This window comes from Streptomyces sp. NPDC091272, assembly GCF_044757485.1.
Classification (GTDB): domain Bacteria; phylum Actinomycetota; class Actinomycetes; order Streptomycetales; family Streptomycetaceae; genus Streptomyces.
This window is the reverse complement of the sequence record NZ_JBIVVC010000001.1, coordinates 407,393-433,245: the sequence shown is the minus strand read 5'-3', so window position 1 is coordinate 433,245 and position 25,853 is coordinate 407,393. Positions and strand designations below refer to the sequence as shown.

At 72.0% G+C, this 25,853-nt stretch carries 18 protein-coding genes; 6 read left to right on the top strand and 12 right to left on the bottom strand.

The window, feature by feature from the left end; translation table 11 throughout:
• Positions 1 to 2: 2 nt before the first annotated feature.
• From ACIQM4_RS01630 to ACIQM4_RS01620, 3 genes are all read right to left on the bottom strand, one after another.
• Complete coding sequence (locus tag ACIQM4_RS01630) at positions 3 to 1,301, bottom strand: ABC transporter substrate-binding protein (protein WP_401584475.1); 1,299 nt, start codon at positions 1,299 to 1,301, stop codon at positions 3 to 5.
• Positions 1,301 to 2,134, bottom strand: coding sequence for a carbohydrate ABC transporter permease (locus ACIQM4_RS01625; RefSeq protein WP_401586027.1), 834 nt, complete (start codon positions 2,132 to 2,134; stop codon positions 1,301 to 1,303). The genes ACIQM4_RS01630 and ACIQM4_RS01625 overlap by 1 nt, the downstream gene beginning before the upstream one ends.
• A 74-nt stretch (positions 2,135 to 2,208) precedes the next feature.
• On the bottom strand, positions 2,209 to 3,153 hold the full coding sequence (locus ACIQM4_RS01620) for a carbohydrate ABC transporter permease (RefSeq protein WP_401584473.1): 945 nt from the start codon (positions 3,151 to 3,153) through the stop codon (positions 2,209 to 2,211).
• Positions 3,154 to 3,363: 210 nt separating this feature from the next.
• Between ACIQM4_RS01620 and ACIQM4_RS01615 the strand changes: the two genes are divergently transcribed.
• The gene (locus ACIQM4_RS01615) at positions 3,364 to 4,230 is read left to right on the top strand and encodes a phosphotransferase enzyme family protein (RefSeq protein ID WP_401584471.1); all 867 of its coding nucleotides are present in this window, start codon (positions 3,364 to 3,366) and stop codon (positions 4,228 to 4,230) included.
• Positions 4,231 to 4,305: 75 nt separating this feature from the next.
• Here the strand turns inward: ACIQM4_RS01615 and ACIQM4_RS01610 are convergent, their stop codons facing one another.
• A complete protein-coding gene (locus ACIQM4_RS01610) occupies positions 4,306 to 5,046 on the bottom strand; it encodes a 3'-5' exonuclease (protein ID WP_401584468.1) in 741 nt (246 codons plus the stop codon).
• Positions 5,047 to 5,147: 101 nt separating this feature from the next.
• On the bottom strand, positions 5,148 to 6,395 hold the full coding sequence (locus ACIQM4_RS01605; RefSeq protein ID WP_401584465.1) for an SAV2148 family HEPN domain-containing protein: 1,248 nt from the start codon (positions 6,393 to 6,395) through the stop codon (positions 5,148 to 5,150).
• A 258-nt stretch (positions 6,396 to 6,653) separates the two neighbouring features.
• On the opposite strand from ACIQM4_RS01605, the gene glgX reads away from it, so the two are divergent.
• Positions 6,654 to 8,786, top strand: coding sequence for a glycogen debranching protein GlgX (glgX, locus tag ACIQM4_RS01600; protein ID WP_401584462.1), 2,133 nt, complete (start codon positions 6,654 to 6,656; stop codon positions 8,784 to 8,786).
• Here glgX and ACIQM4_RS01595 read toward each other — a convergent pair.
• Positions 8,740 to 10,044 carry an MFS transporter gene (locus ACIQM4_RS01595; RefSeq protein ID WP_401584460.1) on the bottom strand — a complete coding sequence of 435 codons (1,305 nt, stop codon included), beginning with the start codon at positions 10,042 to 10,044 and terminating at the stop codon, positions 8,740 to 8,742. The two genes, glgX and ACIQM4_RS01595, sit on opposite strands and share 47 nt — an antisense overlap.
• Positions 10,045 to 10,125: 81 nt before the next feature.
• On the opposite strand from ACIQM4_RS01595, the gene treY reads away from it, so the two are divergent.
• Positions 10,126 to 12,546 (top strand): malto-oligosyltrehalose synthase, encoded by a 2,421-nt coding sequence (gene treY, locus ACIQM4_RS01590; RefSeq protein ID WP_401584458.1) that lies wholly within the window; start codon positions 10,126 to 10,128, stop codon positions 12,544 to 12,546.
• Between the two features lie 103 nt (positions 12,547 to 12,649).
• Here treY and ACIQM4_RS01585 read toward each other — a convergent pair whose 3' ends face one another.
• Positions 12,650 to 13,111: an SSI family serine proteinase inhibitor gene (locus ACIQM4_RS01585; RefSeq protein WP_401586024.1), complete on the bottom strand. Its 462-nt coding sequence runs from the start codon at positions 13,109 to 13,111 to the stop codon at positions 12,650 to 12,652.
• 210 nt (positions 13,112 to 13,321) lie between these two features.
• Complete coding sequence (locus ACIQM4_RS01580; RefSeq protein ID WP_401584455.1) at positions 13,322 to 13,870, bottom strand: FHA domain-containing protein; 549 nt, start codon at positions 13,868 to 13,870, stop codon at positions 13,322 to 13,324.
• Between the two features lie 234 nt (positions 13,871 to 14,104).
• On the opposite strand from ACIQM4_RS01580, the gene treZ reads away from it, so the two are divergent.
• Entirely contained in the window at positions 14,105 to 15,868 is a 1,764-nt protein-coding gene (gene treZ / locus ACIQM4_RS01575) for a malto-oligosyltrehalose trehalohydrolase (RefSeq protein WP_401584453.1), read from the top strand.
• Between the two features lie 102 nt (positions 15,869 to 15,970).
• Here treZ and ACIQM4_RS01570 read toward each other — a convergent pair whose 3' ends face one another.
• On the bottom strand, positions 15,971 to 17,002 hold the full coding sequence (locus ACIQM4_RS01570; RefSeq protein WP_401584450.1) for a dipeptidase: 1,032 nt from the start codon (positions 17,000 to 17,002) through the stop codon (positions 15,971 to 15,973).
• A gap of 262 nt (positions 17,003 to 17,264) precedes the next feature.
• Here ACIQM4_RS01570 and dnaE point away from each other — a divergent pair, with 262 nt between their 5' ends.
• Positions 17,265 to 20,804 (top strand): DNA polymerase III subunit alpha, encoded by a 3,540-nt coding sequence (dnaE, locus tag ACIQM4_RS01565; protein ID WP_401584447.1) that lies wholly within the window; start codon positions 17,265 to 17,267, stop codon positions 20,802 to 20,804.
• A gap of 303 nt (positions 20,805 to 21,107) precedes the next feature.
• Complete coding sequence (locus ACIQM4_RS01560; protein ID WP_401584445.1) at positions 21,108 to 23,510, top strand: GTPase-associated protein 1-related protein; 2,403 nt, start codon at positions 21,108 to 21,110, stop codon at positions 23,508 to 23,510.
• Positions 23,511 to 23,645: 135 nt separating this feature from the next.
• Here the strand turns inward: ACIQM4_RS01560 and ACIQM4_RS01555 are convergent, their stop codons facing one another.
• From ACIQM4_RS01555 to ACIQM4_RS01545, 3 genes are all read right to left on the bottom strand, one after another.
• Positions 23,646 to 24,149, bottom strand: a complete 504-nt coding sequence (locus tag ACIQM4_RS01555; RefSeq protein WP_401584442.1) for a lamin tail domain-containing protein — start codon at positions 24,147 to 24,149, stop codon at positions 23,646 to 23,648.
• 148 nt (positions 24,150 to 24,297) lie between these two features.
• Positions 24,298 to 25,221: a biotin-dependent carboxyltransferase family protein gene (locus ACIQM4_RS01550; RefSeq protein ID WP_401584440.1), complete on the bottom strand. Its 924-nt coding sequence runs from the start codon at positions 25,219 to 25,221 to the stop codon at positions 24,298 to 24,300.
• Positions 25,218 to 25,841, bottom strand: a complete 624-nt coding sequence (locus tag ACIQM4_RS01545) for an allophanate hydrolase subunit 1 (protein WP_401586021.1) — start codon at positions 25,839 to 25,841, stop codon at positions 25,218 to 25,220. Before ACIQM4_RS01545 ends, ACIQM4_RS01550 begins: the two co-directional genes overlap by 4 nt.
• Between the last annotated feature and the right edge of the window lie 12 nt (positions 25,842 to 25,853).

Genomic DNA, 25,853 nt, shown 5'->3' with positions numbered 1-25,853 from the left:
GCTCAGCGCTGATAGCGCGCCAGCACCAAGTTCCCGTCCTTCTCCAGGCGTTGACGCAGTTCGCGCGCGTCGATCGCACCGCTGTAGTACTCCTGGTACGCGGGCGTGGCGACCTTGTCCTTCCACTCCGGGTAGCCGCGCACCTCCTGCGCCGGCGCGGCACGCAGGTGCTCGGCGAGGGCCGTGCCGGTGGCCCAGCCGTCCTTCGGCGTCCGCAGCGAGGGGTCCTTCAGCGCCTCGGAGCCGGTCGGCAGCATCCAGTCGCCCTTGGCGAGCCGGACCATGTTCTGCGGCCGGAGGAAGAAGTCGATGAACTCCACCGCCTCCTTCTTGTACGGACTGTCCTCGGCCACCGAGAGGGTCTGCGGGCTGACGCCCTGGGTGAGCCCGCCGCTGCCCGCGGGCGCGGGCAGGACCGTCCACGGGAAGCCTTCCGGGGCCTGCTCGTTGATCTGCTGGCGGTAGGAGAACCCGAGCGGGACCATCGCGTACTTCCCCCCGAAGAAGCCGGGCAGGGTGTCGGACCCGCCCATCCCCAGCGTCGCCGACGACGCGGAGCCGTCCGTGTTCACCTGGTCGTGGACGGTGGCGGGGACGGTCCCGTCGCCCTCGGTGAAGCGGATCGTGAACTTCCCGTCGTCCCCCTTGCGGAACAGCTCGCCGCCCGCCGAGAGGCTCAGGTTGAGCGTGGCGGAGACCGGCTCCTTGAGGGGCCAGGCGACGGCGTACCTGCCCTTGCCCATGTCGGCGGTCAGCTTCTTGCTGACCTGCCGGAACTCCTGCCAGGTCCACGGTGCGTCCGGGGTCGGGACGCGGACGCCCGAGGTCTTGAGCAGCTTCTCGTTGGCGATCAGGACACGTGGTTCCTGGAGGAAGGGGACGCCGTACACCTTCTTGCCGAAGGTGGTGGTGGCCCAGCTCCGCTGCGGGATGTCCGCCTTGAGGCGGGGCGGCAGCAGCTCGGTGAGGTCGGCGAGGTCACCGCCGTGGGCGAAGTCCGCGAGGTCGTCGGTGGCGTCGTGGATGATGTCGGGCGCCTCGCCCCCCTCGAAGGAGGTGAGCAGCTGGTCGTGGACGTTGTCCCAGGAGCCCTGCACATACTTGATCTGGACCTTGGGGTGGGCCTCGTTCCACTCCGCGACGAGCTTCTTGTTGATGTCGACGGACTCCTTCTGCCAGGCGAGCGACTGGAAACGGAGGGTGATCACGCCGTTCTCGTCGGGGCCCCGGTCGGCGGCCGAGCAGCCGGCGAGGAGCAGGGCCGTCGCCGCCGCGGCCACCAGGGCCCGGTACCTGCGCATCAGCTCTTCACCGCCCCGGCCAGCATCCCGCCGGTGATCCGCTTCTGGATGATCGCGAAGATCACCAGTGAGGGCAGGGTGGCGAGGAAGGCGGCGGCGGCCAGCGGGCCGAGGTCGGCCACGCCCTCGGTGCCGATGAAGTGGGTGAGGACGACCGGCAAGGTCTGCTTCTCCGGTGACTTGAGCAGGACGAGCGCGAAGAAGAACTCGTTCCATGCGGTGATGAACGCGAACAGCGCGGTGGCGACCAGCCCCGGCGCCAGCAACGGCGCGGTGACGGAGACCAGCGTGCGGAGCCTGCCCGCCCCGTCGACCGCCGCCGCCTCCTCCAGCTCGGGCGGGACCGCGCGCACGTACCCGACGAGCATCCAGAGCGCGAAGGGCAGCGACCAGACGACGTACACCATGATCAGTCCGGGCAGCGAGTTGATCAGGTGCAGGTTCTTGAGGATCAGGAACAGCGGGATGATCACCAGGACGAACGGGAACGCCTGGCTGATCACCACCCAGCCGGTGGCGGCGGTGGTCAGCCGGGAGCGGTGGCGGGCCATCACGAAGGCCATCGGGGTGGCGATGACGACCGCGATCAGGGCCGCGGAGACCGCCGCGACCAGGCTGTTTCCCGCGGCTTCGAGGAGTGGCTGCTCCTCGAAGGCCTGCCGGTAGTTGTCGAGGCTGAAGTCCTTGGGGATCCAGGTGGGGTGCAGGTCACCCAGTTCGCGGGGGGACTTGAAGGAGGTCGAGATCAGCCAGAGGAACGGGAAGGCGAGGAAGACGAGATACGCGAGGAGGGCGAGGTACTGGCCCGCCCGAGCGGGCCCGCTGGTCCGCATCGGGCTGCGCGTACGGCTGCGCAGGCCGGAGGGCGCGCGGGAGCGGGAACCGCGGCCGAAGGGAGCTTGGGTACTCACTGGTCCTCCCCTCCCTTGAGCCGGCCCACCAGGAACAGCGCGAGGAGTACGGAGATGACCGCGACCATGATGCATCCCATCGCCGCCGCGTACCCGAACTGCCCGTAGCGAAAGGCCTGTTCGTATGCGAAGAGCATGGGCAGCCGGGTACGGCCGCCGGGCCCGCCGCTGGTCAGGACGTAGACCAGGGCGAAGGAGTTGAAGTTCCAAATAAAATTGAGGGCCGTGATGGACAGGGCGATCGGCTTGATCGCCGGCCAGGTGACCGCGCGGAAGCGGCGCCAGGCCCCCGCGCCGTCGAGGGCGGCGGCCTCGTGCAGTTCGTGCGGGGTGTTCTGGAGTCCGGCCAGCAGGGCGACGGTGGTCTGCGGCATGCCGGCCCAGATGCCAACGAGCACCACGGCGGGCAGTGCGGTGGCGAGTCCGGTGAGCCAGTCGCGCCCCTCGCCCAGGCCCAGACCGCGGAGCGTCTCGTTGAGGATGCCCGCGTCGGGGTTGTAGACGAGGCGCCACATGATGCCCACGACGACTTCCGGCATGGCCCACGGGACGATCGCGAGAGCCCGTGCCAGCCAGCGGAACCGGAGGTTCTGGTTGAGCAGCAGGGCCAGTCCCATGGCCAGCAGGAACTGCGGGACGGTGACGCCGACCGCCCAGAGCAGGCCGATCCGGAAGGAGTCCCAGAACAGGGTGTCGTGCAGCAGGTCCTGGAAGTTGAGGGCACCGACCCACTGGGTGGGCGCGGTGCGGCCCGACTGGGAGTCGGTGAAGGCGAGCGCGATGCCGTAGAGCAGCGGGCCGACGCTGAGCACCAGGATCGGGATCAGGGCGGGCAGGACCAGGAACCAGGTACCGAAGTCGGTCCGCCGCCCGGGGTCCGCTCTGCCGGGCCGGTCCCGTTTCGCCCTGCCGGACCACCCCTTTTCGGTCGCCAATGTCACGAATTCGGCTCCTTTGGGCAGTTCGGACGGCTTGTGTTGGTCTGGCCGTCCCGGCGGCCCCCGTAATCGTGCTGACGGCCCGTGGGTTCGTCAAGCCAACCTGCACGGATGCGAGACTTTGTCGGATTCACCGCGAATTCGTCGCGGCCGGATCCACCTCGGATCCGCCGCGGGGAGCACACCCACCGGCCACACGGGAGAAGCACGACGATGGACGAGACGCGCGCACGCGAGGTGCTGGAGGCCACCGGTCTCGCCGCCGGGGCGGAACTGGTGTCCCTGGGCGAGAACGCGGTCTTCGCGGTGGCGAACCGGGACGGCTCGTTCGTGGCCAAGGTCGGCCGCGGCTCCCCCGACCTCGCCGCTCGGGCCGCGCGCGAACTGGCCGTCGGAAGGTGGCTGGCGACCGCCGGTGTGCCGGCCGTGCGTCCCGCCACCGACGAGCCGTGGCTGATCGACGGGCACCCCGTGACGCTCTGGCACCGGCTGCCCGATGCCGTACGCCCGGCGCGGCCCAGCGACGTCGCACAGCTGCTGAACCTGGTGCACGCCCTGCCCGCGCCGCCGTTCACGCTGCCACCGCGGGACCTGCTGTCCGGGGTCGAGCGGTGGCTGCGGCTGGCGGGCGACGCGATCGACGCCGAGGACGCGGTCTATCTGCGGGGCCGCCGCGACGGGTTCGCCACCGCTGCCGCCGCGCTCAACCCGCATCTGACTCCGGGGCCCATTCACGGGGACGCGTTGCCCCGCAATGTGATGGTCGGTCCTGACGGACCCGTCCTGGTCGACCTGGAGACCTTCTCCACGGACTTCCGGGAGCACGACCTCGTGGTGATGGCCCTGTCCCGGGACCGGTACGGCCTGCCGGACGACGCCTACGACGCGTTCGTCGCCACCTACGGCTGGGACGTCCGCGAGTGGGACGGCTGTACGGTGCTGCGCGGCGCCCGGGAGACCGCGAGCTGCGCCTGGGTGGCCCAGCACGCGCCGACGAACCCGAAGGCCCTGGCGGAGTTCCGACGTCGGGTGGCCTCGCTGCGGGACAACGACCCCGAGGTGCGCTGGTACCCGTTCTGAGCGCCTGTCAGCGACAGCGGCCCCTGGGCCGCCCCGGGCAGACGAACTCGGCCCGCCGCGGGCAGACCGCCTGCCTCAGCCCGTGGTAGGCACCGGGGCCGGGGCCCGCAGGGGCCACGCCGGGTCGACGATCGCGTCCGCCGTGCCCTTTTCGCGCAGGAGCTCCTGGAATCCGCCTGCCCAGTCCGCGTACCACCGCACCTGTTCCTGGTGCAGCTCGGGCAGGCCCAGGCCCGCGACGGTGGGGTGCCGTTCGGCTATCGCGATCGCCACCCGGACGGCCGCCAGCGCGTCCGCCGAGGCCTCGTGCGCCCCGTCGAGCACCACCGAGTACTCCGCGCAGGCCGCTTCGAGGGTGCGCTTGCCGCGCCGGTAGCGGTCCACCGCGCGGTCGATGGTGAGCGGGTCGACGACCGGACCGATGCCCGGCTCCCCGGTGAGCGCCGCGAGCCGGTCACCGAGCGCGGGCAGTCCGTGCCTGGCCAGTTCGGCGGAGAGCAGGGTCAGGTCGAACGCCGCGTTGTAGGCGACCACCGGGACCCCGCGCGCCCAGTGTCCGACGAGGACCTGGGCCACCTCGTCCGCCACCTCACGGACCGGCCGCCCCTCGGCCGCGGCACGCTCCGTGGTGATGCCGTGTATCGCCGAGGCCTGCTCCGGAATCCTGATCCCCGGGTCGGCCAGCCAGAGCCGCTGCCCGACCACCGCCCCGCCCCGCACCTCGACGACCGCTGCCGTCACGATGCGCGAGTCCAACGGCTCCGTACCCGTGGTCTCCAGGTCGAAGCCGATCAGCGATTCCCCGTGCCATCCCATCCCTGGGCCTCCTTGAGTCTTTCTCCCCCGACGGAGAACCACCCTCGCACGCAGCACTGACAATCAGGACCCGAGGGCCGTCCGGGCCGTCGGGAGGCCGTTCAGGAGACCGGCCTGGAGTCCGTCCACACCGCTTCGAACTCCTCCCGGTAGGTCTCGAAGAGTCCGTGCTCGGTGTCCTCGCCGTGCCGCACCACCCCGCTGCGACCACCACGCCCGCCGCCGCGCAGCACCAGCACCGGTGCCTCCATGCCGCGCGCCCTGCGCAGGTACGACTGGACGACGGCGAGCCCGCCGGGGCCGTCGCCGTCGACGAGGTAAGCGGTGAAGCGCGGCGTCTCGTCGAAGACCTGGATCTGGAAGGCGCCGGGGTCGCGCAGGCTGGCCCGCACCCGGCGCATGTGCAGGATGTTCATCTCCACGGACCGGCTCAACTCGCCCTTGCGCAGCCCAAGTTCCCGTTCGCGCCGTCTGACGGAGCTGCTCGCGGGGTTGAGGAAGAGCAGCCGCACCCGGCAGCCGGCCTCCGCCAGCCGGACCAGCCGGCGGCCGGAGAAGTTCTGCACGAGGAGGTTCAGGCCTATCCCTATCGCGTCGACGCGCCTGGCGCCGCCGAAGAGGTCCTCGGCCGGCAGCTGCCGCTGGAGGCGCACCCGGTCGGGGTGGACGGAGACCACGTCCGCGTACCGGTCGCCGACGAGGTCCTCCACGGCGTCCACCGGCAGCCGGTCCGCCGACGGCGCGCCCGAGTCCGCGCCGAGGATCTCCAGCAGGCGGGCCGAGGCCCGCTCCGCCTGGGCCAGGACGGTGACGGACAGGGCGCGGTTGCGGGAGACGACGTTGCGGGTGACCTCCAGCTCGTCCAGCGCCAGTTCCACGTCGCGCCGGTCGTCGTAGTACGGCTCGAAGCAGGGCCAGTGCTGCACCATCAGCTCGCGCAGCTGCGGCAGCGTCAGGAAGCTCAGCACGTTGTCGTCGGCGGGGTCCAGGAGGTACCCCTTGCGGCGGCTCACCTCGCGCACGGCGACGGCCCGCTGCACCCATTCCTGTCCGGCCGGGCCCGCGGCGGCCACCACCCATTCCTCGCCGTGCACGGGTTCGTACACCGGGCGCAGCACCGCGGCGACGACGGCGCGCATCCGCTGCTCGACGAGGTTGAGCCAGATGTAGGCGCGCCCGGCGCGCTGGGCGCGGGTGCGCACCTCGCTCCAGGCGTCCGTGCCCCAGTCGAGCTCCGCGCCGATCTCCATCGGACGCGCGAGGGAGACCGCGCCGGGCGGGCCGTCGTCCCCCGGGCCGCCCTCGTGCCCCGTCTCCCCCGGGGGTAGCTCCAGCCCTCCCGAGCTCACCCGTGCACCGCCTTCTGAACGCTCGTCCGCCCACCGCCAACGATCAAGGAAGGGTACTCCGCCCGGGGCAACCGGTGCAGCCGTTCCCCGAGACGGCCGGAACAGCTGGGTCGTTGGCCCGCATTGGGGGAAGATTCGGGGGAACATGCGACTACCTCATAGCTGTACCGTGCGGCCGAACCGCACGTCGCTAGGTCCCCGACAGCTCCGTCCCCCTTGCTCCGTACCACCCGGATCAGAAGTGGAAGAGTCGATTCGATGCAGGTCTGGCCGGGAGAGACATATCCCCTGGGCGCCACTTATGACGGCGCCGGCACCAATTTCGCGGTCTTCTCGGAGGCCGCCGAGCGGGTCGAACTGTGCCTGCTGCACGACGACGGTTCGGAGACCGCCGTCGAACTGCGGGAGAGCGACGCCTTCGTGCGGCACGCCTATCTGCCCGGCATCATGCCTGGTCAGCGATATGGCTACCGCGTCCACGGACCGTACGACCCCGCCCAGGGGCTGCGGTCCAACTCGGCGAAGCTGCTGCTCGACCCCTACGCCAAGGCGGTGAGCGGTGAGATCGAGTGGGGCGAGTCGGTGTACGGCTACCACTTCGGCAAGCCGGACTCGCGCAACGACCAGGACTCGGCGCCGCACACGATGTCGTCGGTGGTGGTCAACCCGTACTTCGACTGGGGTGACGACCGCCCGCCCCGAACGGCCTATCACCACACCATTCTTTACGAGGCGCACGTCAAGGGCCTCACGATGCTGCACCCGGACCTGCCGGACGAGCTGCGCGGTTCGTACGCGGCGCTCGCCCACCCCGCGATCATCGACCATCTGGTGGAACTTGGCGTCACCGCGCTGGAGCTGATGCCGGTGCACCAGTTCGTGAACGACCACCGGCTGGTCGACGCGGGGCTGAGCAACTACTGGGGCTACAACACCATCGGTTTCTTCGCCCCGCACAACAGCTACGCGTCCTGGGGCGACCGGGGCGAACAGGTCCTTGAGTTCAAGACCGCGGTGAAGGCGCTGCACGAGGCGGGCATCGAGGTCATCCTCGACGTCGTCTACAACCACACGGCGGAGGGCAACCACCTGGGGCCCACCCTGTCGTTCCGGGGCCTGGACAACCCGTCGTACTACCGGCTGGCCGACGACCCGAAGTACTACATGGACACCACGGGCACCGGGAACTCGCTGCTGATGCGGTCGCCGCACGTCCTCCAGCTGATCATGGACTCACTGCGGTACTGGGTGACCGAGATGCGGGTGGACGGGTTCCGCTTCGACCTCGCGGCCACCCTGGCCCGGCAGTTCCACGAGGTGGACCGGCTCTCGTCCTTCTTCGACCTGGTGCAGCAGGACCCGGTGGTCAGCCAGGTGAAGCTGATCGCCGAGCCCTGGGACGTCGGCGAGGGCGGTTACCAGGTGGGCAACTTCCCGCCGCTGTGGACGGAGTGGAACGGGAAGTACCGCGACACCGTGCGCGACATGTGGCGCGGCGAGCCGCAGACGATCGCGGAGTTCGCGGGGCGCCTCACCGGCTCCTCCGACCTCTACCAGGACGACGGACGGCGCCCGCTCGCCTCCATCAACTTCACCACCTGCCACGACGGCTTCACGCTGCACGACATGGTCGCGTACAACGACAAGCACAACAGCGCGAACGGCGAGGGCAACCGGGACGGCGAGAGCCACAACCGGTCGTGGAACTGCGGCGTCGAGGGCCCCACCGACGACCCCGGGGTGCTGGCCCTGCGCCAGCGCCAGATGCGTAACTTCGTGGCGACGCTGATGCTCTCGCAGGGCGTGCCGATGCTCAGCCACGGGGACGAGTTCGCCCGCAGCCAGGGCGGCAACAATAACGCCTACTGCCAGGACAACGAGCTGGCCTGGGTGCCCTGGCCGGGGCCCGACGCCGAGGGCAACAAGCCGGAGGACGGCACGCTGCTGCGGTTCACGCGCGCGATGGTGGCGCTGCGGCGCGAGCATCCGGTGTTCCGGCGGCGGCGCTTCTTCCACGGGCGGCCGGTGCGCGGCACCCAGGACGAGCTCTCCGACATCGCGTGGTTCACGCCGGAGGGCGAGCCGATGACCCACGAGGACTGGGAGGCGGCGCACGCCAAGGCGCTGACCGTGTTCCTCAACGGCGAGGCGATCTCGGAGCCGGGCACCCGCGGGGAGCGGATCTCCGACGACTCGTTCCTGCTGATGTTCAACGCGAGTGCGGAGACCCTGGAGTTCATGGTCCCGGAGGACCACGGCGAGCAGTGGGAGGTGGTCGTGGACACCGGTCGTGACGACGGGGTGCCGCCGGGCACGGGTGACAAGTTCGACGCGGGCGAGCACCTCACGCTGATCGGCCGGAGCCTGACGGTTCTTCAGCGTCCCGCGTGACCCTGGCCGCACCCACCTGGGCGGTGCGCACCCGCGAGCTGCGGGGGCGTACCGCCCAGGACAGGGCGGCGCACAGCACGGCCGCGCCGGTCGCGACGGCGAAGGCGGCGGGCGGGCCGCTGCTCTCGGCGAGCCGCCCGGAGAGCGCGAGGGCGAGTGCCTGGCCGCCGACGACGCCGCTCATCAGGAAGGCCATCGACTCGGCCAGCCGGCCGGCCGGGACGAGGCGTTCGGTGAGCCCGAAGATCGTGATCATGTGCGGGGCGAGGGCGACGCCGAGGACGATCACCACGAGGTACAGCGCCCACAGCTGCGAGACGAACAGCAGCGGTACCGACAGCACCACCAGGGCCGCGGTGGCGAGGCGCCAGCGGGTACCGAGCCCGACCCGCGCGGGGACGGCGGCCATGGCGAAGCCGGCGACGGCGCTCATCACCCCCATGGCGGCATAGACGAGTCCGGCCTGCTCGGGACGTCCGAGGTCGTCGGTGAGCGCGGTGATGCCCGCCTGGCAGGCGCCGAACATGGCTCCCTGGAGCGCCATCGCGACGCGCAGGGCGTACACCGAACCGGTCAGCCTCGTACGTTCGGCGGACGCGGTGCGGACGGCCGGGCGTAGCAGGGAGGCCGTCGGATGAAGGGCGAACCAGGTACCGCACACGGCGAGCAGGGCGGCAGCCGCGAGCAGGGCCGCGGCCGGGTGCGCGACGGCGACGGCGAGACCCACGAGGGCGGGGCCGAGGACGAAGGTGACCTCGTCCAGGGTGCCCTCGAAGGACAGCACCGTCCCGACAAGGCGTTCACCGGCGCCCTTACGGCGGGCCAGCGCCAGGGTCCTGGTGCGTGACATCGGCCCGATCTGCGGTACGGAGGCACCGGCGACGACCGCGACCAGGGCGAGCGGCAGGGTCTCGACGCGGGCGAGGGCGGCAAGCACGAGAGCGGTCACCGCGACGGCGTTGACGAGCGTGGCGCCGAGCACCACGAGCCGCTGTCCCCGTCTGTCGGCCGCCCGGCCCAGCAGCGGGCCGCCGACGGTCTGTCCGGCCGCCAGCGCGCCGCCCACGAGCCCCGCCGTGCCGAGGCTGCCGCTGGTCTCGGCGACCAGCAGCAGGGTGCCGAGCTGGCACATCGCGAGCGGCAGTCTGCCCAGGAAGGAGACGACAGGCAGCACGGGCCCGGTCAGCGCGATCGCCTCGCGGTAGCTCTCCCGGTACGCCGCCAGGGCGCCTGTGCCTCGTGCGTTCTCTCCGGCCATCAGGTGAAATTAACGCTCCGCGCGGGAGTCGGTGCATGGGTGGATGACACAGAAGCCCCGAATCCGGGTACGTACGTTCGCATGACGCCGACCTCCACCTACCGCCTCCAGCTGCAGCCCGACTTCCCCTTCTCGGCCGCCCGGGAAGCGGTGCCGTACCTGGCCGCTCTCGGGGTCTCCCATCTGCACCTGTCGCCCGTGCTGGAAGCCGTGCCCGGCTCGACGCACGGCTACGACGTCGTGGACCACGCACGCGTGCGTGCGGAGCTGGGCGGCGAGGACGGCCTGCGGGCGCTGTCCCGCGCGGCCCGTGCGCACGGGCTCGGCCTGGTCCTGGACATCGTCCCCAACCACATGGCCGTCCCCGCGCCCGAGCACCTCAACGCCCCCCTGTGGGAGGTCCTGCGGGAGGGGCCCGCCTCGCCGTACGCCGGCTGGTTCGACCTGGACTGGGAGGCGGGCGGTGGCAAGGTGCTGCTGCCGGTGCTCGGCGGGCGGATCGGCGAGGAGCTGGCGCACCTGAGCGTCGAGGACGGGGTGCTGCGCTACTTCGACCACGCCTTCCCGCTGCGCGAGGGCACCGAGAAGCTGCCGCTGCCGGAGCTGCTGGACGCCCAGTGGTACCGGCTCGCCTGGTGGCGGCTGGCCCGCACCGAGCTCAACTACCGCAGGTTCTTCACCATCTCGGACCTGATCGGGGTGCGGGTGGAGGACCCCGAGGTGTTCGCCTCCTCGCACGCGAAGATCCTTGAGCTGGTACGGGACGGGGTCGTCGAGGGGCTGCGGATCGACCACCCGGACGGACTCGCCGCGCCGGGCGACTACCTGCGCCGGCTGGCCGCGGCGACGACCGCGGCGGTGGACGGTTCGGGCCGCACGGTGTGGACGGTCGTGGAGAAGATCCTCACCGGTGACGAGCGGCTGCCCGCCGACTGGCCGGTCGCCGGGACCACCGGCTACGACGCGCTGCACAGGATCGACGGGCTGTTCCACGACCCCACGGGCGCGGACGAGCTCACCGAGCTGTACCGGGCGTTCGCCGATCCGCCGGGCGACCGGGGCGGCTACTGGGCGGCGACCACGCGCAGGGCCGCGTACCGCATCCTCACCCACGAACTGGCCGCCGAGACCGGCTTCCTGGTGCGCGCCGCCGAGCGGATCTGCGCCGCCGACCCGGCCCTGCGCGACCACGCGCCCTGGGCGCTGCGCACCGCGCTGCGCGAACTGCTCGTCCGGATGCCCGTCTACCGGCCCTACGTCGCCGCGGGCGGTCCCACCCCGGAGGAGGCTGAGGCGACGCTGCCGCCGGAGGCCGTACGGGAGGCGAAGGGTGCGTTCTCCGTGGCCGAGGAGGCGGCGGCGGTGGACGTCGTGCGGGAGCTGGCGCTCGGCCGCCTGGGGGACGGGCCCGACCACGCGGCGTTCTGCTCGCGGTTCGCGCAGACCTCCTCCGCGCTGCGGGCCAAGTCGGTGGAGGACACGGCGTTCTACCGGTACGCCCCGCTGCTGTCGGCGGCGGAGGTGGGCGGGGACCCCGGGCGGCCGGCCGTCTCGCCGGACGAGTTCCACGCGTTCTGCGCACGGCTGGCCCGCGACTGGCCGGCCACCGGGACGGTGCTGTCCACGCACGACACCAAGCGCAGTGCGGACGCACGCGCGCGGCTCGCGGTGCTGACCGAGTGCCCGCAGCGGTGGGCCGGGCTGCTGCGGCGGTGGGCCCAGGCGGCGCCCGCACCGGACCCGCACGCGGCGTGGACGGCCTGGCAGACCGCACTCGCCGTGCCCGGCGCGGGGGCGGAGCGGCTGGCGCCCGCGCTCCTCAAGGCCGCCAGGGAGGCCGGCCTGCACACGAGCTGGACGGAGCAGGACGCGGCCTACGAACAGTCCCTGGAGGACTTCGTCCGCTCGGGCCCCGCAGGTCCGGCACGCTACGAGGTCTCGCTCTTCGCCCGTGAGCTGGCGCCGCACGTACGGGCGAACGTCCTGGGCGCCGCGCTGGTGCAGCTGACGATGCCGGGGGTGCCGGAGCTCTACCAGGGCACCGAAGTCGAGTACCTGGCACTCGTCGACCCGGACAACCGGCGCCCCGTCGCGTACGAGCAGGCCGCGCTCGTACGGATGCACGGCGGCGCAGCCGGCGGCGGCACCCTGTCGGACGAGAAGCTGGCCCTGACGACGACGGCCCTGCGGTTGCGCCGCGACCGCCCCGGACTCTTCGGCGAGAGTGCGCCCTACACCCCCCTGACGGCGCGTGGCCCCCAGGCGCGGCACTGCCTGGCGTTCAGCAGGGCGGGTGAGAGCGTCACGGCGGTCACCCGGCTGTCGATGCGGCTGGCCGAGGCGGGCGGCTGGCAGGGGACGGTGCTGGAGCTGCCCGACGGCCGGTGGACGGACGAGCTGGCGGCGGGCCGGGAGTTCGAGGGCACGGTGGAACTGTCGGAACTGTTCGCCGAACGCCCGGTGGCACTCCTGGTGCGGGCGGCGCAGGGCCCGGCGTCCTGAGAGGGGGCCTCCGCGGGAGGAGCGCGGCGGCCGGGGGCGGCATCCTCCCCGGCGCCGCCCCTGGCGCGGCCCGCGTCGCCCCTCGGCGCGGCCCGCGCCGCGGTTACCGTTCGGTGGTCCCGGCGGGCTTGAAGACCGCGCCCGTGGAGGCGTCCAGCACACACGGGTTGGGGAAGTTCTTGGCGAACGCGATCCGCCGGCCGTCCCACACGCCGTACACCACGGCGGTGACCGGCTGGTAGACGAAGGCGCAGTTGACGTCGGCGCGCTTCATCCTCGTGAGGTCGCCGTCGACCGCCGCGAGCCGCGCGCAGGCCTCCGCGCTCTCCGGGTCGTCGGTGTCGGGCGGCTGCGGGCAGCGCAGGACGGTACCCTCCAGGTCGTCCACGGCCTCCTCGTCCTCGCCCTCGATGACCATGGTGTAGAGCCAGTTGCCCGAGCGGGGTTCCCGGTCCGCGTCCGCCGCGGTGGCGCCGCCCGCCCCGGCGCCGGTTCCGGCGAGGAGCGCCGCCGCCACGGCCGCCGCGGCGAGTGCCGTGCGTCCTGCTGTCCGTACCGCCGTCATGGCTGCCACCGTTCCGTTCCTTGCCCCGGGACGTGCGAGCGGCCGCCCGCACCGCTCGGTGCATCGGCAGAACGGGCACCCGCGTTGACCGTGACTGGGCCGAACGGCCGTACGCGGCGCACCAACGCCGGGCCGAACGGCCGTACGCCGAGCACTGCGCCCGGGCCGAACGGCCGTACGCGCTGCACCCGTTCGGCTGAACCCGCGCTGTCAGCCCGCCGACAGCCGGAAGGTCATCCGGCCGAAGCTGACCTGGTCCCCGTCGTTGACCACGGCCGGTCCGGTCACCCGGCGCCCGTTCACACAGGTGCCGTTGGTGGAGCCCAGGTCCCGCAGGATCCAGAGCCCGCCCTGCAGGACCAGTTCCGCGTGCCTGCGCGAGACGGTCTCGTGGCTGAGCCGCAGCCCGTTGTCGGTGCCGCGGCCGATCCGCAGCGGAGCCGGGCCCGGGGCGGGGAACAGCAGCTTGGGCAGCCGCTCCGCCGTCCACGCCCTGCGCAGCCGCACGGTGAACGCGGAGGCACGGCCGACCGCGGAGAACATCCGCCGGGACCAGCGGCCGTCGGTGTCCAGGTCCGCGGTGAGAGCCGCCAGCTCCGCCGACTGCCGGGCCGCGAGGGCGAGTTCCATCCGGTGCAGGAAGGTGTCGTGGGACAGCCGGCCCTGGGCCGCGCCCTCCCGCAGCACCGCCAGCGCACGGTCCCGTTCGGCGTCGGAGAGCCGAGCCGGGTACGTGTGGGGCTCGTAGGGGGGCGTCACAGGAGGATTGTCGGGCCGACACGGCGGGGGTGTCCAGCAACTCCGGTGTTCCCGCCCGGCCGGCCGGCGGCCCGGTGCGGCCCGCCGCACGGGGGGGCGGGCGGCCAAGGCCTTCGCGCGCGCCGGTTGTGTCAACTTCGAACGGGCACTCAATATGACTCGGGGCTGACAGGATGACGTGGGGCTGACAGGTAAGCGGAGCTCACCGAGCTCGCCGACGAGGAGGGGCCGCCAGTGCTGTTCGACGTGTGGGCACCAGAAGCCGAGGAACGGGTCACGCTGCACCTGCCGGACGCGGCGGTTCCCACGTACCCAATGGAGCGGGACCCGGACCGGGCCGGCTGGTGGGTGGTGCGGGCCGAGGCCGCGCACGGCAGCCCGTACGGTTTCGCGCTCGACGGCGGCCCGGTCCGCCCCGATCCGCGGTCCCGCCGCCAGCCGGACGGCCCCGACGGCTCCAGCGCCGTCGTGGACCACGAGGCGTACGTCTGGGGCGAGGAGTGGGCGGGGCGTCCGCTCGCCGGGGCGGTGCTGTACGAACTGCACATCGGCACGTACACCCGTGAGGGCACCTTCGACGCCGCCTCGAAGCGGCTCGGCCACCTGGTGGACCTGGGCATCACCCATGTCGAGCTGATGCCGGTCTGCCCGTTCCCGGGCACGCACGGCTGGGGGTATGAGGGGGTGTCGCTGTGGGCGGTGCACGAGCCGTACGGCGGGCCCGACGGGCTGAAACGCTTCGTCGACGCGGCGCACGCCGCCGGACTCGGCGTGGTCCTCGACGTCGTGCACAACCACCTCGGCCCCTCGGGCAACTACCTCCCCCTGTTCGGCCCCTACTTCACCGACTCGCACCACACCCCGTGGGGCTCCGCCGTCAACCTGGACGCGCCGGGCTCGGACGAGGTGCGGGACTACCTGCGCGAGAGCGCCCTGGCCTGGCTGCGGGACTACCGGCTCGACGGACTGCGCCTCGACGCCGTGCACGCACTCGCGGACACCCGCGCCCTGCACTTCCTGGAGGAGCTGTCGGCCGCGGTCGACGCGCTGGCGGCCGAGCTGGACAGGCCGCTCTTCCTGATCGCCGAGTCGGACCTCGGCGACCCCCGCACCGTCACCGCGCGCGAGGCGGGCGGCCTTGGTCTGCACGCCCAGTGGAACGACGACTTCCACCACGCCCTGCACACCGCTCTCACCGGCGAGTCCCAGGGCTACTACGCGGACTTCGCCCGCGCTCCGCTGGAGGCGCTGACCAAGACCCTCACCCGGGCCTTCTTCCACGACGGCACGTACTCCTCCTTCAGGGGCCGCAGGCACGGCAGGCCCGTCGACCGTACGTCGACGCCCGCGCACCGGTTCCTCGGTTACGCGCAGACACACGACCAGGTGGGCAACCGCGCGCTCGGGGACCGGCTCTCCTCGTCGCTCTCCCCCGGGCTGCTCGCCTGTGCGGCGGCGCTCGTCCTGACGGGCCCGTTCACGCCGATGCTGTTCATGGGCGAGGAGTGGGGGGCGCGCACCCCCTGGCAGTTCTTCACCGACCACACCGATCCGGAACTTGCGGAAGCGGTACGAAACGGACGCCGGCGGGAGTTCGGGGCGCACGGGTGGGCCGAGGAGGACATTCCGGACCCGCAGGACCCGCGCACCAGGGAGCGCTCCTGCCTCGACTGGTCGGAGCCGGACCAGGAGCCGCACGCCCGGCTGCTGGCCTGGCACCGGGAGCTGATCGCGCTGCGCCGTTCCTGCCCGGACCTGCTGGACCCGGACCTGTCCGCGGTGCGCGCCGCCCACGCGACGGGTGGTGCGGGGCGCTGGATCGCCTACCGCAGGGGCGACATCAGGGTGGCGGTGAACCTCTCCGACACCGCGGCGACGATCGGTCTGGGCCGCAACGGGCGCAGCCGGGTGCTGGCGGCGTGGGAGCCGGTTCAGGCGCCGGGGCAGGACGGGGTGCTGACGCTGCCCGCGGAGTCGTGCGTGGTGCTGGGCAGCTGACGCCCGGCCCGGCGTCGCGCGGCGGGGCGTCAGCTGCGCTGCGCCGTCCGGCAGGGAGCCCGCCCAAGCCGGTGCGGGCAGGGAGCCCGCCCCCGCCGGTGCCTACCCCGCCCGCCCCAGCTCCTTGCGGAACAGCTCCAGCACGTTGCCGCCGAGGATCTTGCGCACGGTGTCCTCGGGCACGCCCCGTCCCAGCAGTGCCTCGGTCACCAGGGGCAGCCCGCGCGGCCCCGACAGGCCGGGCAGGGACAGCCGGAAGCCGTCGGGGACCTCTTCCTCGCAGCAGCGCGGCATCGTGTCGTGGTCGACCTCCTCGATGAAGTCGGCGCCGATGCCCACGTGGCCGGGGCCGACCACGTCGAGCACGTGCAGGAAGTGGTCGGCCAGCCGGTTCACGGTCTGCTCCGCCGGGTCGGCCGCGACGAACTCCGGGAAGAAGTTCACACAGACCGTGCCGCCGGTGGCGGCCACCCCGCGCAGCTGGTCGTCGGTGAGGTTGCGGTGGTGGTCGCGCAGCGCGCGGGCCGAGGAGTGGGTGGCCATCACGGGCCGGGTCGCCAGCTCCAGGACGTGGGCGACGCCGGAGGCGCTCAGGTGCGAGACGTCGTAGATCATGCCGAGGCTCTCCATGATCCCGAGCGCCGCCACGCCCGCCTCGGTGAGCCTGCTGCCGGTGGCGTCCTCACCGCTGCCGTCCGCGAGCGGTGTCCGGCTCCAGTGGGCGAGCGAGGCGACCCGTACGCCCAGCCGGAAGAGCGTGGGGAACAGCTCCACGGAGGCGTCCACACCCGGCGCGCTCTCCAGCGCCAGCACGAGCGCGATCTTGCCGGCGGCGTGCGCGGCGTCGATGTCGTCGCCGTCGAGGCACAGCCGTACGGAGTCCTGGTTGCCCTCGGCCAGCACGTGCGCGCACTCGATCATGCGGAGGGTCTGGCGCAGGGCGCCCTCGGGCCGGTACGCGTCGCCGATGAAGACCGGCAGGACCTGGAGATCGACCCCGCCCTCCTGAAGCTGCGGCAGCCAGCGTTCGCGGAAGAAGGCCGCCCAGCGCCGGGGCGGCCGGGCGGTGACGGCCATCAGGAGGTCGTTGTGGGCGTCCGCCACGACGGCGCGGTGGTGCAGTTCGAGGGACATGGGGCGTCAGCCTAAGCGCGTGCGCCGGATTGATCCACAGGGATTTCTCACACCGCGCTGACCTCGCCTTTGTCCTCGATTAGCGCCTCTGACCTGCGAAAACACTCCCAGTGGCAGTCCTGCGAGCAGCCTTGATCAGGTGCTTCGGGGAGGTAGGGTCGGGGTTCTCCGACACCTCGTACGCCTCGGTGGGACAGCTCTGTGCCGCAGGCCCCTTCGGCGTGCCGCACGCCCAGCCGCTCCAAGGAAGAAGGCTCGCCCCGTGGCCGACCAGCCGTTCACGCACCTGCACGTTCACACCCAGTACTCGCTCCTGGACGGCGCGGCCCGGCTCAAGGACATGTTCAAGGCGTGCGGCGAGATGGACATGACGCACATCGCCATGACGGACCACGGCAATCTGCACGGGGCGTACGACTTCTTCCACCAGGCCAAGAAGGCGGAGATCACACCGATCATCGGCATCGAGGCGTATCTCGCGCCGGAGTCGCGCCGGCACAACAAGCCGGTGAAGTGGGGCGCCCCGCACCAGAAGGGCGACGACGTCGCGGGCGCCGGCGCGTACACGCACATGACGATGTGGGCGCGGAACAACACCGGGCTGCACAACCTCTTCCGCGCCCAGTCCCGGGCCAGCCTGGAGGGCTTCTTCCGCAAGCCGCGCATGGACCGCGAGCTGCTCCAGGAGTACGGCGAGGGCCTGATGGCCACCACCGGCTGCCCGTCCGGCGAGATCTCGACCAAGATCCGTCTCGGGCAGCTGGACGAGGCGGTCAAGGCGGCCGGCGAGTTCCAGGACATCTTCGGCAAGGAGAACTTCTTCGTCGAGCTGATGGACCACGACATCGACATCGACCGCCGGGCCCGCGCGGGCCTCCTGGAGGTGGCGAAGAAGATCCAGGCGCCCTTCGTCGTCACCAACGACTCGCACTACACGTACGCCAACGAGGCGGCGGCCCACGACACCCTGCTCTGCATCCAGACCGGCTCGAACATCTCCGACACGGACCGCTTCCGCTTCGACGGGTCCGGCTACCACCTCAAGACCGCCGCCGAGATGTACGCCATCGACTCCTCCGACGCCTGGCTTGAGGGCTGCCGCAACACCCAGCTCCTCATCGCCGACCGGGTCGACACCTCCGGCATGTTCGAGCCGAAGAACCTGATGCCGAAGTTCGACGTGCCCGACGGGTACGACGAGGTGTCGTGGTTCCGCGAAGAGGTGCGCATCGGCATGAACCGGCGCTTCAACGGCCAGGTCCCGCAGGACCGCCAGGAGCTCGCCGACTACGAGATGGGCATCATCATCGAGATGGGCTTCCCGGGGTACTTCCTCGTGGTCGCCGACTTCATCATGTGGGCCAAGAACAACGGCATCGCGGTCGGGCCGGGACGTGGCTCCGCGGCCGGTTCGATCGTCGCGTACGCCATGGGCATCACCGACCTCGACCCCGTCCCGCACGGTCTGATCTTCGAGCGGTTCCTCAACCCCGAGCGCGTCTCGATGCCCGACGTCGACATCGACTTCGACGAGCGCAGGCGCGGCGAGGTGATCCGGTACGTCACCGAGAAGTACGGCGCCGACAAGGTCGCCATGATCGGCACGTACGGCACCATCAAGGCCAAGAACGCGATCAAGGACTCCGCCCGCGTCCTCGGTTACCCGTACGCGATGGGCGACCGCATCACCAAGGCGATGCCCGCCGACGTCATGGGCAAGGGCATCGACCTCAACGGCATCACGGACCCCAAGCACCCCCGCTACAGCGAGGCGGGCGAGGTGCGCGGGATGTACGAGAACGAGCCCGACGTCAAGAAGGTCATCGACACGGCGCGCGGCATCGAGGGCCTGGTCCGCCAGATGGGCGTGCACGCGGCCGGCGTCATCATGTCCAGCGAGCCGGTCATCGACCACGCCCCGGTCTTCTCGCCTAAGAACGACGGCGTGGTCGTCACCCAGTGGGACTACCCGAGCTGTGAGTCGCTCGGCCTCCTCAAGATGGACTTCCTGGGCCTGCGCAACCTGACGATCATGCAGGACGCCCAGAAGGCCATCAAGGCGAACAAGGGCATCGACCTGGAGCTCCTCTCGCTGCCGCTCGACGACGGCCCGACGTACGAACTCCTGGCGCGCGGCGACACGTTGGGCGTGTTCCAGTTCGACGGCGGCCCGATGCGTTCGCTGCTGCGCCTGATGAAGCCCGACAACTTCGAAGACATCTCCGCCGTGTCGGCGCTCTACCGCCCCGGCCCGATGGGCATGAACTCCCACACCAACTACGCGCTGCGCAAGAACAAGCAGCAGGAAATCACCCCGATCCACCCGGAGCTGGAGGAGCCGCTCGCCGAAGTCCTGGGCATCACCTACGGCCTGGTGGTCTATCAGGAGCAGGTGCAGAAGGCGGCCCAGGTCCTCGCCGGCTACTCGCTCGGCCAGGCGGACCTCCTGCGTCGTGCCATGGGCAAGAAGAAGAAGGAAGTACTCGACAAGGAGTTCGTCCCCTTCCAGAGGGGCTGCCGCGAGCGCGGCTACTCGGACGAGGCGATCCAGGCGGTGTGGGACGTCCTGGTCCCCTTCGCGGGCTACGCGTTCAACAAGGCGCACTCGGCGGCGTACGGCCTGGTCTCGTACTGGACGGCCTACCTGAAGGCCAACTACCCCGCCGAGTACATGGCCGGGCTCCTCACGTCCGTCAAGGACGACAAGGACAAGATGGCCCTCTACCTCAACGAGTGCCGCCGCATGGGCATCAAGGTGCTGCCGCCGGACGTGAACGAGTCCGCGGGCAACTTCACCGCGCAGGGCGACGACGTCATCGTCTTCGGGCTCACCGCGGTGCGCAACGTCGGCCAGAACGTCGTCGACTCGATCGTCAAGTGCCGCAAGGCGAAGGGGAAGTACTCCTCCTTCCCCGACTACCTGGACAAGGTCGAGTCGGTCGTCTGCAACAAGCGCACCACGGAATCCCTCATCAAGGCGGGCGCGTTCGACGCGATGGGCCACACCCGCAAGGGTCTGTCCGCGGTCTTCGAGAACATGGTCGACGCGGTCGTCCAGGTGAAGCGCAAGGAGGCCGAGGGCCAGTTCGACCTCTTCGGCGACCTCGGCGCGGAGGGCCCTGACGACTCCCCCGGCTTCGGTTTGGACGCCCCCATCGGCGACATCGAGTGGGACAAGTCGTTCCTCCTCGCCCAGGAACGCGAGATGCTCGGCCTGTACGTCTCCGACCACCCGCTCTTCGGACTGGAGCACGTCCTCTCCGACAAGGCGGACGCGGCGATCGCCTCGCTCACCAGCGGTGACTACTCGGACGGCGCGATCACCACCATCGGCGGCCTGATCACCGGCCTCCAGCGCAAGATGACCAAGCAGGGCAACGCGTGGGCCATCGCCACGGTCGAGGACCTCGCGGGCTCCATCGAGTGCATGTTCTTCCCCGCCACGTACCAGCTGATCTCGACCCAGCTCACCGAGGACACGGTCGTCTTCGTCAAGGGCCGCCTCGACAAGCGCGAGGACATTCCGCGCCTGGTCGCGATGGAGCTCCAGGTCCCCGACATCTCCGACGCGGGCACGAACGCGCCCGTTGTCCTCACCATCCCCACCGTCAAGGTCACCCCGCCGATGGTCGGCAAGCTGGGCGAGATCCTCTCCCACCACCGCGGCGACACGGAGGTGCGCATCAAGCTCCAGGGCCCGCGCAAGACGACGGTGCTGCGCCTGGACAGGCACCGGGTGAAGGCAGACCCGGCACTCTACGGCGACCTGAAGGTACTGCTGGGACCGTCCTGCTTGCAGTAGACGGCGCAGCGGGGCTCCGACGCCGCTCCCGCAGCGGACGGGCGGGCGCGGCGGGCTCCGTCACCGCTCCCGCAGCGGACGGGCGGGCGCGGCGGCGCCCGCCGCACCGTGCTCCGCCCACCCGCTCCTTCGGGCATGAAAATCCCGCAAAGCGCAGCAGGCAGCGCCGGGATCTGCTGGTATAGGCACGTCGCAGGGAGAAGTGATCTTGGAGGTACGCCGGCACGGCAAGGTATGCCGGCACGGCGCCGGGCACCACGTCCCTGTCGTCCCACCCACCGCACCAAGGGAGCGAGCGACCGCATGAGCCTGGCCCAGCTTCACTACACCTCGGCCGCCGGGTTCACGGCGGTCAGCCCCGAGGTTCCGCGCGCGCTGCTCGACGAGGCGGAGGAGGTACTGGCCGCCTTCCCCGCCTCCGCCTTCTCGCTCACCGAACTCTCCGACGGCAGCCGGCTGCTCAGCCGTACGACGACCGACCCGGAGACCGGCGCCGCGCACACCCACGCCGTCCACCTGCCCCCGGGAGAGCGTCTGCCGGGCGGCGCGCTGCCCGTCACCGCCTGGGACTCGCCGCGCTGGGCGCCGGTCGCCCCAGAGCCCGGCGCTTCCCCGGCGCCGCTGGAACTGCTGACCCCGGCCGCAGGCTTCTTCGACCGGGACGGCCTCGCGGACTTCGCGGCCTCCCGCGGGCCGCGCCTGGCCCGAGTGCTGGCGGACGTACGGCGCCTGCGCGAGGACCCGGGCGCGGAGCCGGTGGTGCTGATCGAGGAGGATCCCGCCGACATCGCGCGCTGGGTCGCGGTCCTGGGCGCCGCACTGCCGCGCGAACACGCGCACGGCCTGACCTTCACCACCTACGCGGAACGCCCGGAGCACGCACTCCAGCAGATCGTCGGAACCTCCCCGGACGTCGTGTTCCCCGCGGCGGGGTTCCGGGTGCACGGGGAGGGGCGTGGCGGGACTGCGGTACGGGCCGGCGGGGGCGATGACGGTGGCGGTGGCGGTGGCGGCCGGGCGCGTACCTCGTCGGGGCCGCCGGGGCCTGGCGACGTGGTGGAGCCGCCTCCGTGGGCCTGGCCGGGGGACGCGGCCGGGGCCGTGTCGCAAGATAGCGCCGGGGCCGGAACCGCGTCGCAGCCCGCCGCGGACGTCGCCGCGCCGGAGGACCTGGACCGCACCGGGCAGCACTCCGGCGCCCTCGGTGGCGAGTCGCGGAAGGACACCTGGGCCGCGGTGGCCGCGCAGGTCTGGCTGGCCGGCCGGCCCGAACTCTTCAAGCGGGCCGCCGCCCAGCCCTCCCTCTACGACGGCGAGTTCGAAGCGGGTCCGCTGGCCGCCACCGCGCTCAGCGCCGGGGTCCCGCTCGACTCGGTGGGGCGTACGGCAGCGGCCGTATGGGCCACGGAGTACGCCGACGGACTGTCCGCGAGCGACTGGCCCGCTCTGCTCGGCGCGCTCTGCGCACCCGTTCCCGGGGCCCGCCCCGACGGTGAACTGGCCGCCCTGGAACAGCTCGCCGAGCGCGTCGACGGCAAGGTACCTGCCGAGACGACCGCCCCGCTGGCCGCGCTCGTCGCCTCGGAGGACGACGATCCGGCCGCGGTCCCCGAGCTGGCCCGCCGACTGGCCCACGAACTCCTCGCCGACCCCGAGCGGGCACGCGGCGCAGCCGTCCATGAGGCGCTGACCAGGCATTCGGCCCTGCACGCCCAACTCCTCGTACACCTCGACGCGTTGGCGCCCGACAATCCCTTCACGCTGGTACGGCTGCTGCACACCGCCGACCTGTTGCGCGGCACCCCGGAGGGGCTGCCGCACCTGCGGATGTGCGCCGCGTACCCGCAACCGGGCGCCGAACCGGGGGCGGCGCGCGCGGACGACCGCGAGGCCACCCTGCACACCGTGCTGCGCGCCGCCGGGGTCTCCCCCATGGTCGAGCCGCTGGTGCTGCGTACCGGTTTCCGGCTGGTCTGGCCCGGCGAGCTGCTGCCCACCCCCCAGGAGGCCCGCTGGATCCTGGGTGAGACGGGTTCGGACGCGCACCGCACGGCGGGCACCTACCCGGAGCTGATCCGTGCGGCACTCGAAGGGCCGGCCGACGACCCGGACGTCACTCCGCTCGCCGCCGACCTGATCCGCTGCTTCCCGCACGAGATCGACGCCCGGCAGCTCGGCGCGCTGCGGCTCCTGGAGTTCGCGGAGTCCCTGGCACAGGGGCGCGCGGGGGCGGGACCGGTGGCCACCGCCCTGACGCTGCGCGCGGCGGCGCAACCGGTCGAACCCCCGGTACTCCGGCGGGTGTTCGGCCTGCTCGCCCGAGACCTGCTCTCGGAACAGCGCCCGGTGGGCGAGCTCTCCGCCCTCGCCCGCTCCGGCGACGTCGACCTGTTGGGCGCGTACGCGGCGACGGCCCGGTCGGCCGCCATCCAGGACCGGCTGCGCACCGTGCCTTCCTATGCCGCCGACTGCTTCACCGCGTGGGGCGCACACCCCGGCGCGAGCCCCTTGTGGGACGAAACCCGCAGCGCCCTGCTGGAGGAAGTGCTGCGCCCGGCTCTCCAGCACCTCACCAGCCGTGAGGTGTCCGCCCTGACGGACCAGTTGAGCCGTACGGGAGGGAGTCACGCTGCCGACTTCCGCGCCTGGCACCGCTCGTCGGGCGGCACCCTGGGAAGACTCGCGAGGCGCTTCGGGCGACGCTGACCGATGGGTCGCCCGAAGCGCTCCTGGCACCGCCGGCCGATCGCGCGGGCCGGGTGGTGCGGCGGAGCGGGCGACGGCGCCCCGCACCGGATGCCTCCCGGTGCGGGGCGCCGCAGCTCACCAACCGCAGTCCCGTCAGTGGCAGTTCACGCTCTCGGCCTTGGTGCGCTGCCCCTTGCCCTGCCAGGCGCAGGAGTCGACCTGCTTGCCCTTCGCGTTGAGCAGGGCCGCGTTCTCCTTGCCGCTGTTGTTCCAGACGTAGGCGGCACGACCCCGGTACCGGTGGTCCCAGTACACATTGGCGGCCGTGTTCCCCCCGCTGCCTGTCCGGACCGTCACCGTCCTGCCCGCCTTGAGCGTGAGCGAGCGGAAGGTGTAGGTCCAACCTGCCTTGTCGCGCACCTTGTAGCCCTTGAGCTGCACCGCGTACCCGGTGGCGTTGTGGATCTGGACCCACTCGGAGTTCCGGCTCGCGTTCGATCCGCTGTCCGCGCCCGCCCCGTTGTACTGGATCCAGCCGAAGTGGACACCGCCCTGGTGCTTCGGCGCAGCCTGCGCCGGCGCCACCGCACAGGCGAGCAGCCCTACGACTCCGACCGCGGCCGGTACGGCCGTCCGTATGCCGTTCCCTCGAAACATGTAGCCCCCCTTTTGCACGAGACCCACATGGTGTGAACCTCGGAAGAGAAGCCCATCACAACTTTTCTGCACTCGGTGACTGTTCAACAAAGTTCGAATCCAGCGCACCCTTGGGGCTTGCCACCGCGAACCGATCACCGCGAACCGATCACCGCGAACCGATCACCGCGAACCGGATCGGGGTTCCCGGCACCGCCTGGGCCGCCGCCGGAAGGTGCTCCTCGGGGACCACGCCGATCACCGGGTAGCCGCCGGTCACCGGGTGGTCGGCGAGGAAGACCACCGGGCGGCCGTCGGGAGGCACCTGGACGGCACCCAACACCATTCCCTCACTGGGCAGTTCGCCGTCCCGGGCGCGCGGGAGAGCAGGTCCCTCGGTACGCAGGCCGATGCGGTTGGCGGCCGGGGAGACTCGGTAGCCGGGGGCGGCGAGCACCACCAGTGCCTCCGCCGTGAACCAGTCGTGCCGGGGGCCGAGCAGCAGGGGCAGCACCAGCTCGGCGGGTGGGGCGTGCCAGGGCACGGTGTCCACCGCCGGCACCGCGGCGACCGGGGGCCCGAGCGGAAGCAGCAGACCTTCGGCCAGCGGCTCCGGGCCGAGCCCGGAGAGGAGGTCGGTCGAGCGGCTGCCGAGGACCGGCTCGACACAGACTCCGCCCGCGAAGGCGAGATACGTACGGAGGCCGGAGGTCGGCCGGCCGACGTCGAGCAGCGCACCGGCCGGGACCCGCACCTGGGCGCCCCAGGCGGCGGGCACCCCGTCGACCCGCACCGGGCAGGGGGCGCCGGTGACGGCGACGGTCACCGGGACGCGGGTACGGAGTGCGACGCCGTCCGCGGTGGTCTCCAGGGTGGCGGCGGCCGGGGGGTTGCCCACCAGGCGGTTGGCCAGCCTGTGGGCATGCGCGTCCAGCGCGCCGGACCGGGGGACACCCAGATGGGCGTGGCCGGGGCGGCCCTCGTCCTGGACGGTGGTGAGGGCGCCGGGCCGTACGACCTCCAGAGCTGCCGGGGTGGCCTTGAGGGCGCCGGGGCGTACGACCTCCTGCGCTGCCGGGGTGGCCTCGGTCATCGGGTACGGGTCTCCTCGGTGAAACGCACCCTGGTACCGGGGGCGAGCAGTGCGGCGGGTTCACGGCGGGGGTCCCACAGGGTGGCGTCGGTGGAGCCGACGAGCTGCCAGCCACCGGGGGACGAGCGCGGGTAGACGCCCGCGTACTCGCCGGCCAGGGCCACCGACCCGGCGGGCACGGCGGTACGCGGGCTGGACCTGCGCGGCAGGTGAAGGGCGGTGGGCAGCCCGGTGAGGTACCCGAAACCTGGCGCGAACCCGCAGAAGGCGACGCGGAGTTCGAGCCCGCCGAGCACTTCCGGGACACGCTCGGCGGGCATTTCCCACAGGGCGGCCACGTCGGCGAGGTCGGGCCCGTCGTAGCGCACCGGAATCTCGACGAGCGGGCCTTCGTCGGCGACGAGCGGCGGGATGTGCCAGGTCCGGAGGGTCGCGGCGAAGGCCTGCGGTGCGTCGAGGCCGTCGATGAGGACGGTCCTGGCGGCCGGTACGAGGGCGCGCACGGAAGGCATCTGACCTGCGGCCCGGCGCCGGCGGAGCTCGGCGTGGAGCGCCTGGGCGCGCGCGAGGTCGGGCATCTCGACGAGAAGGGCGTGCGCCCCCATGGGGAGGACACGCATGAGGCCGTCCGC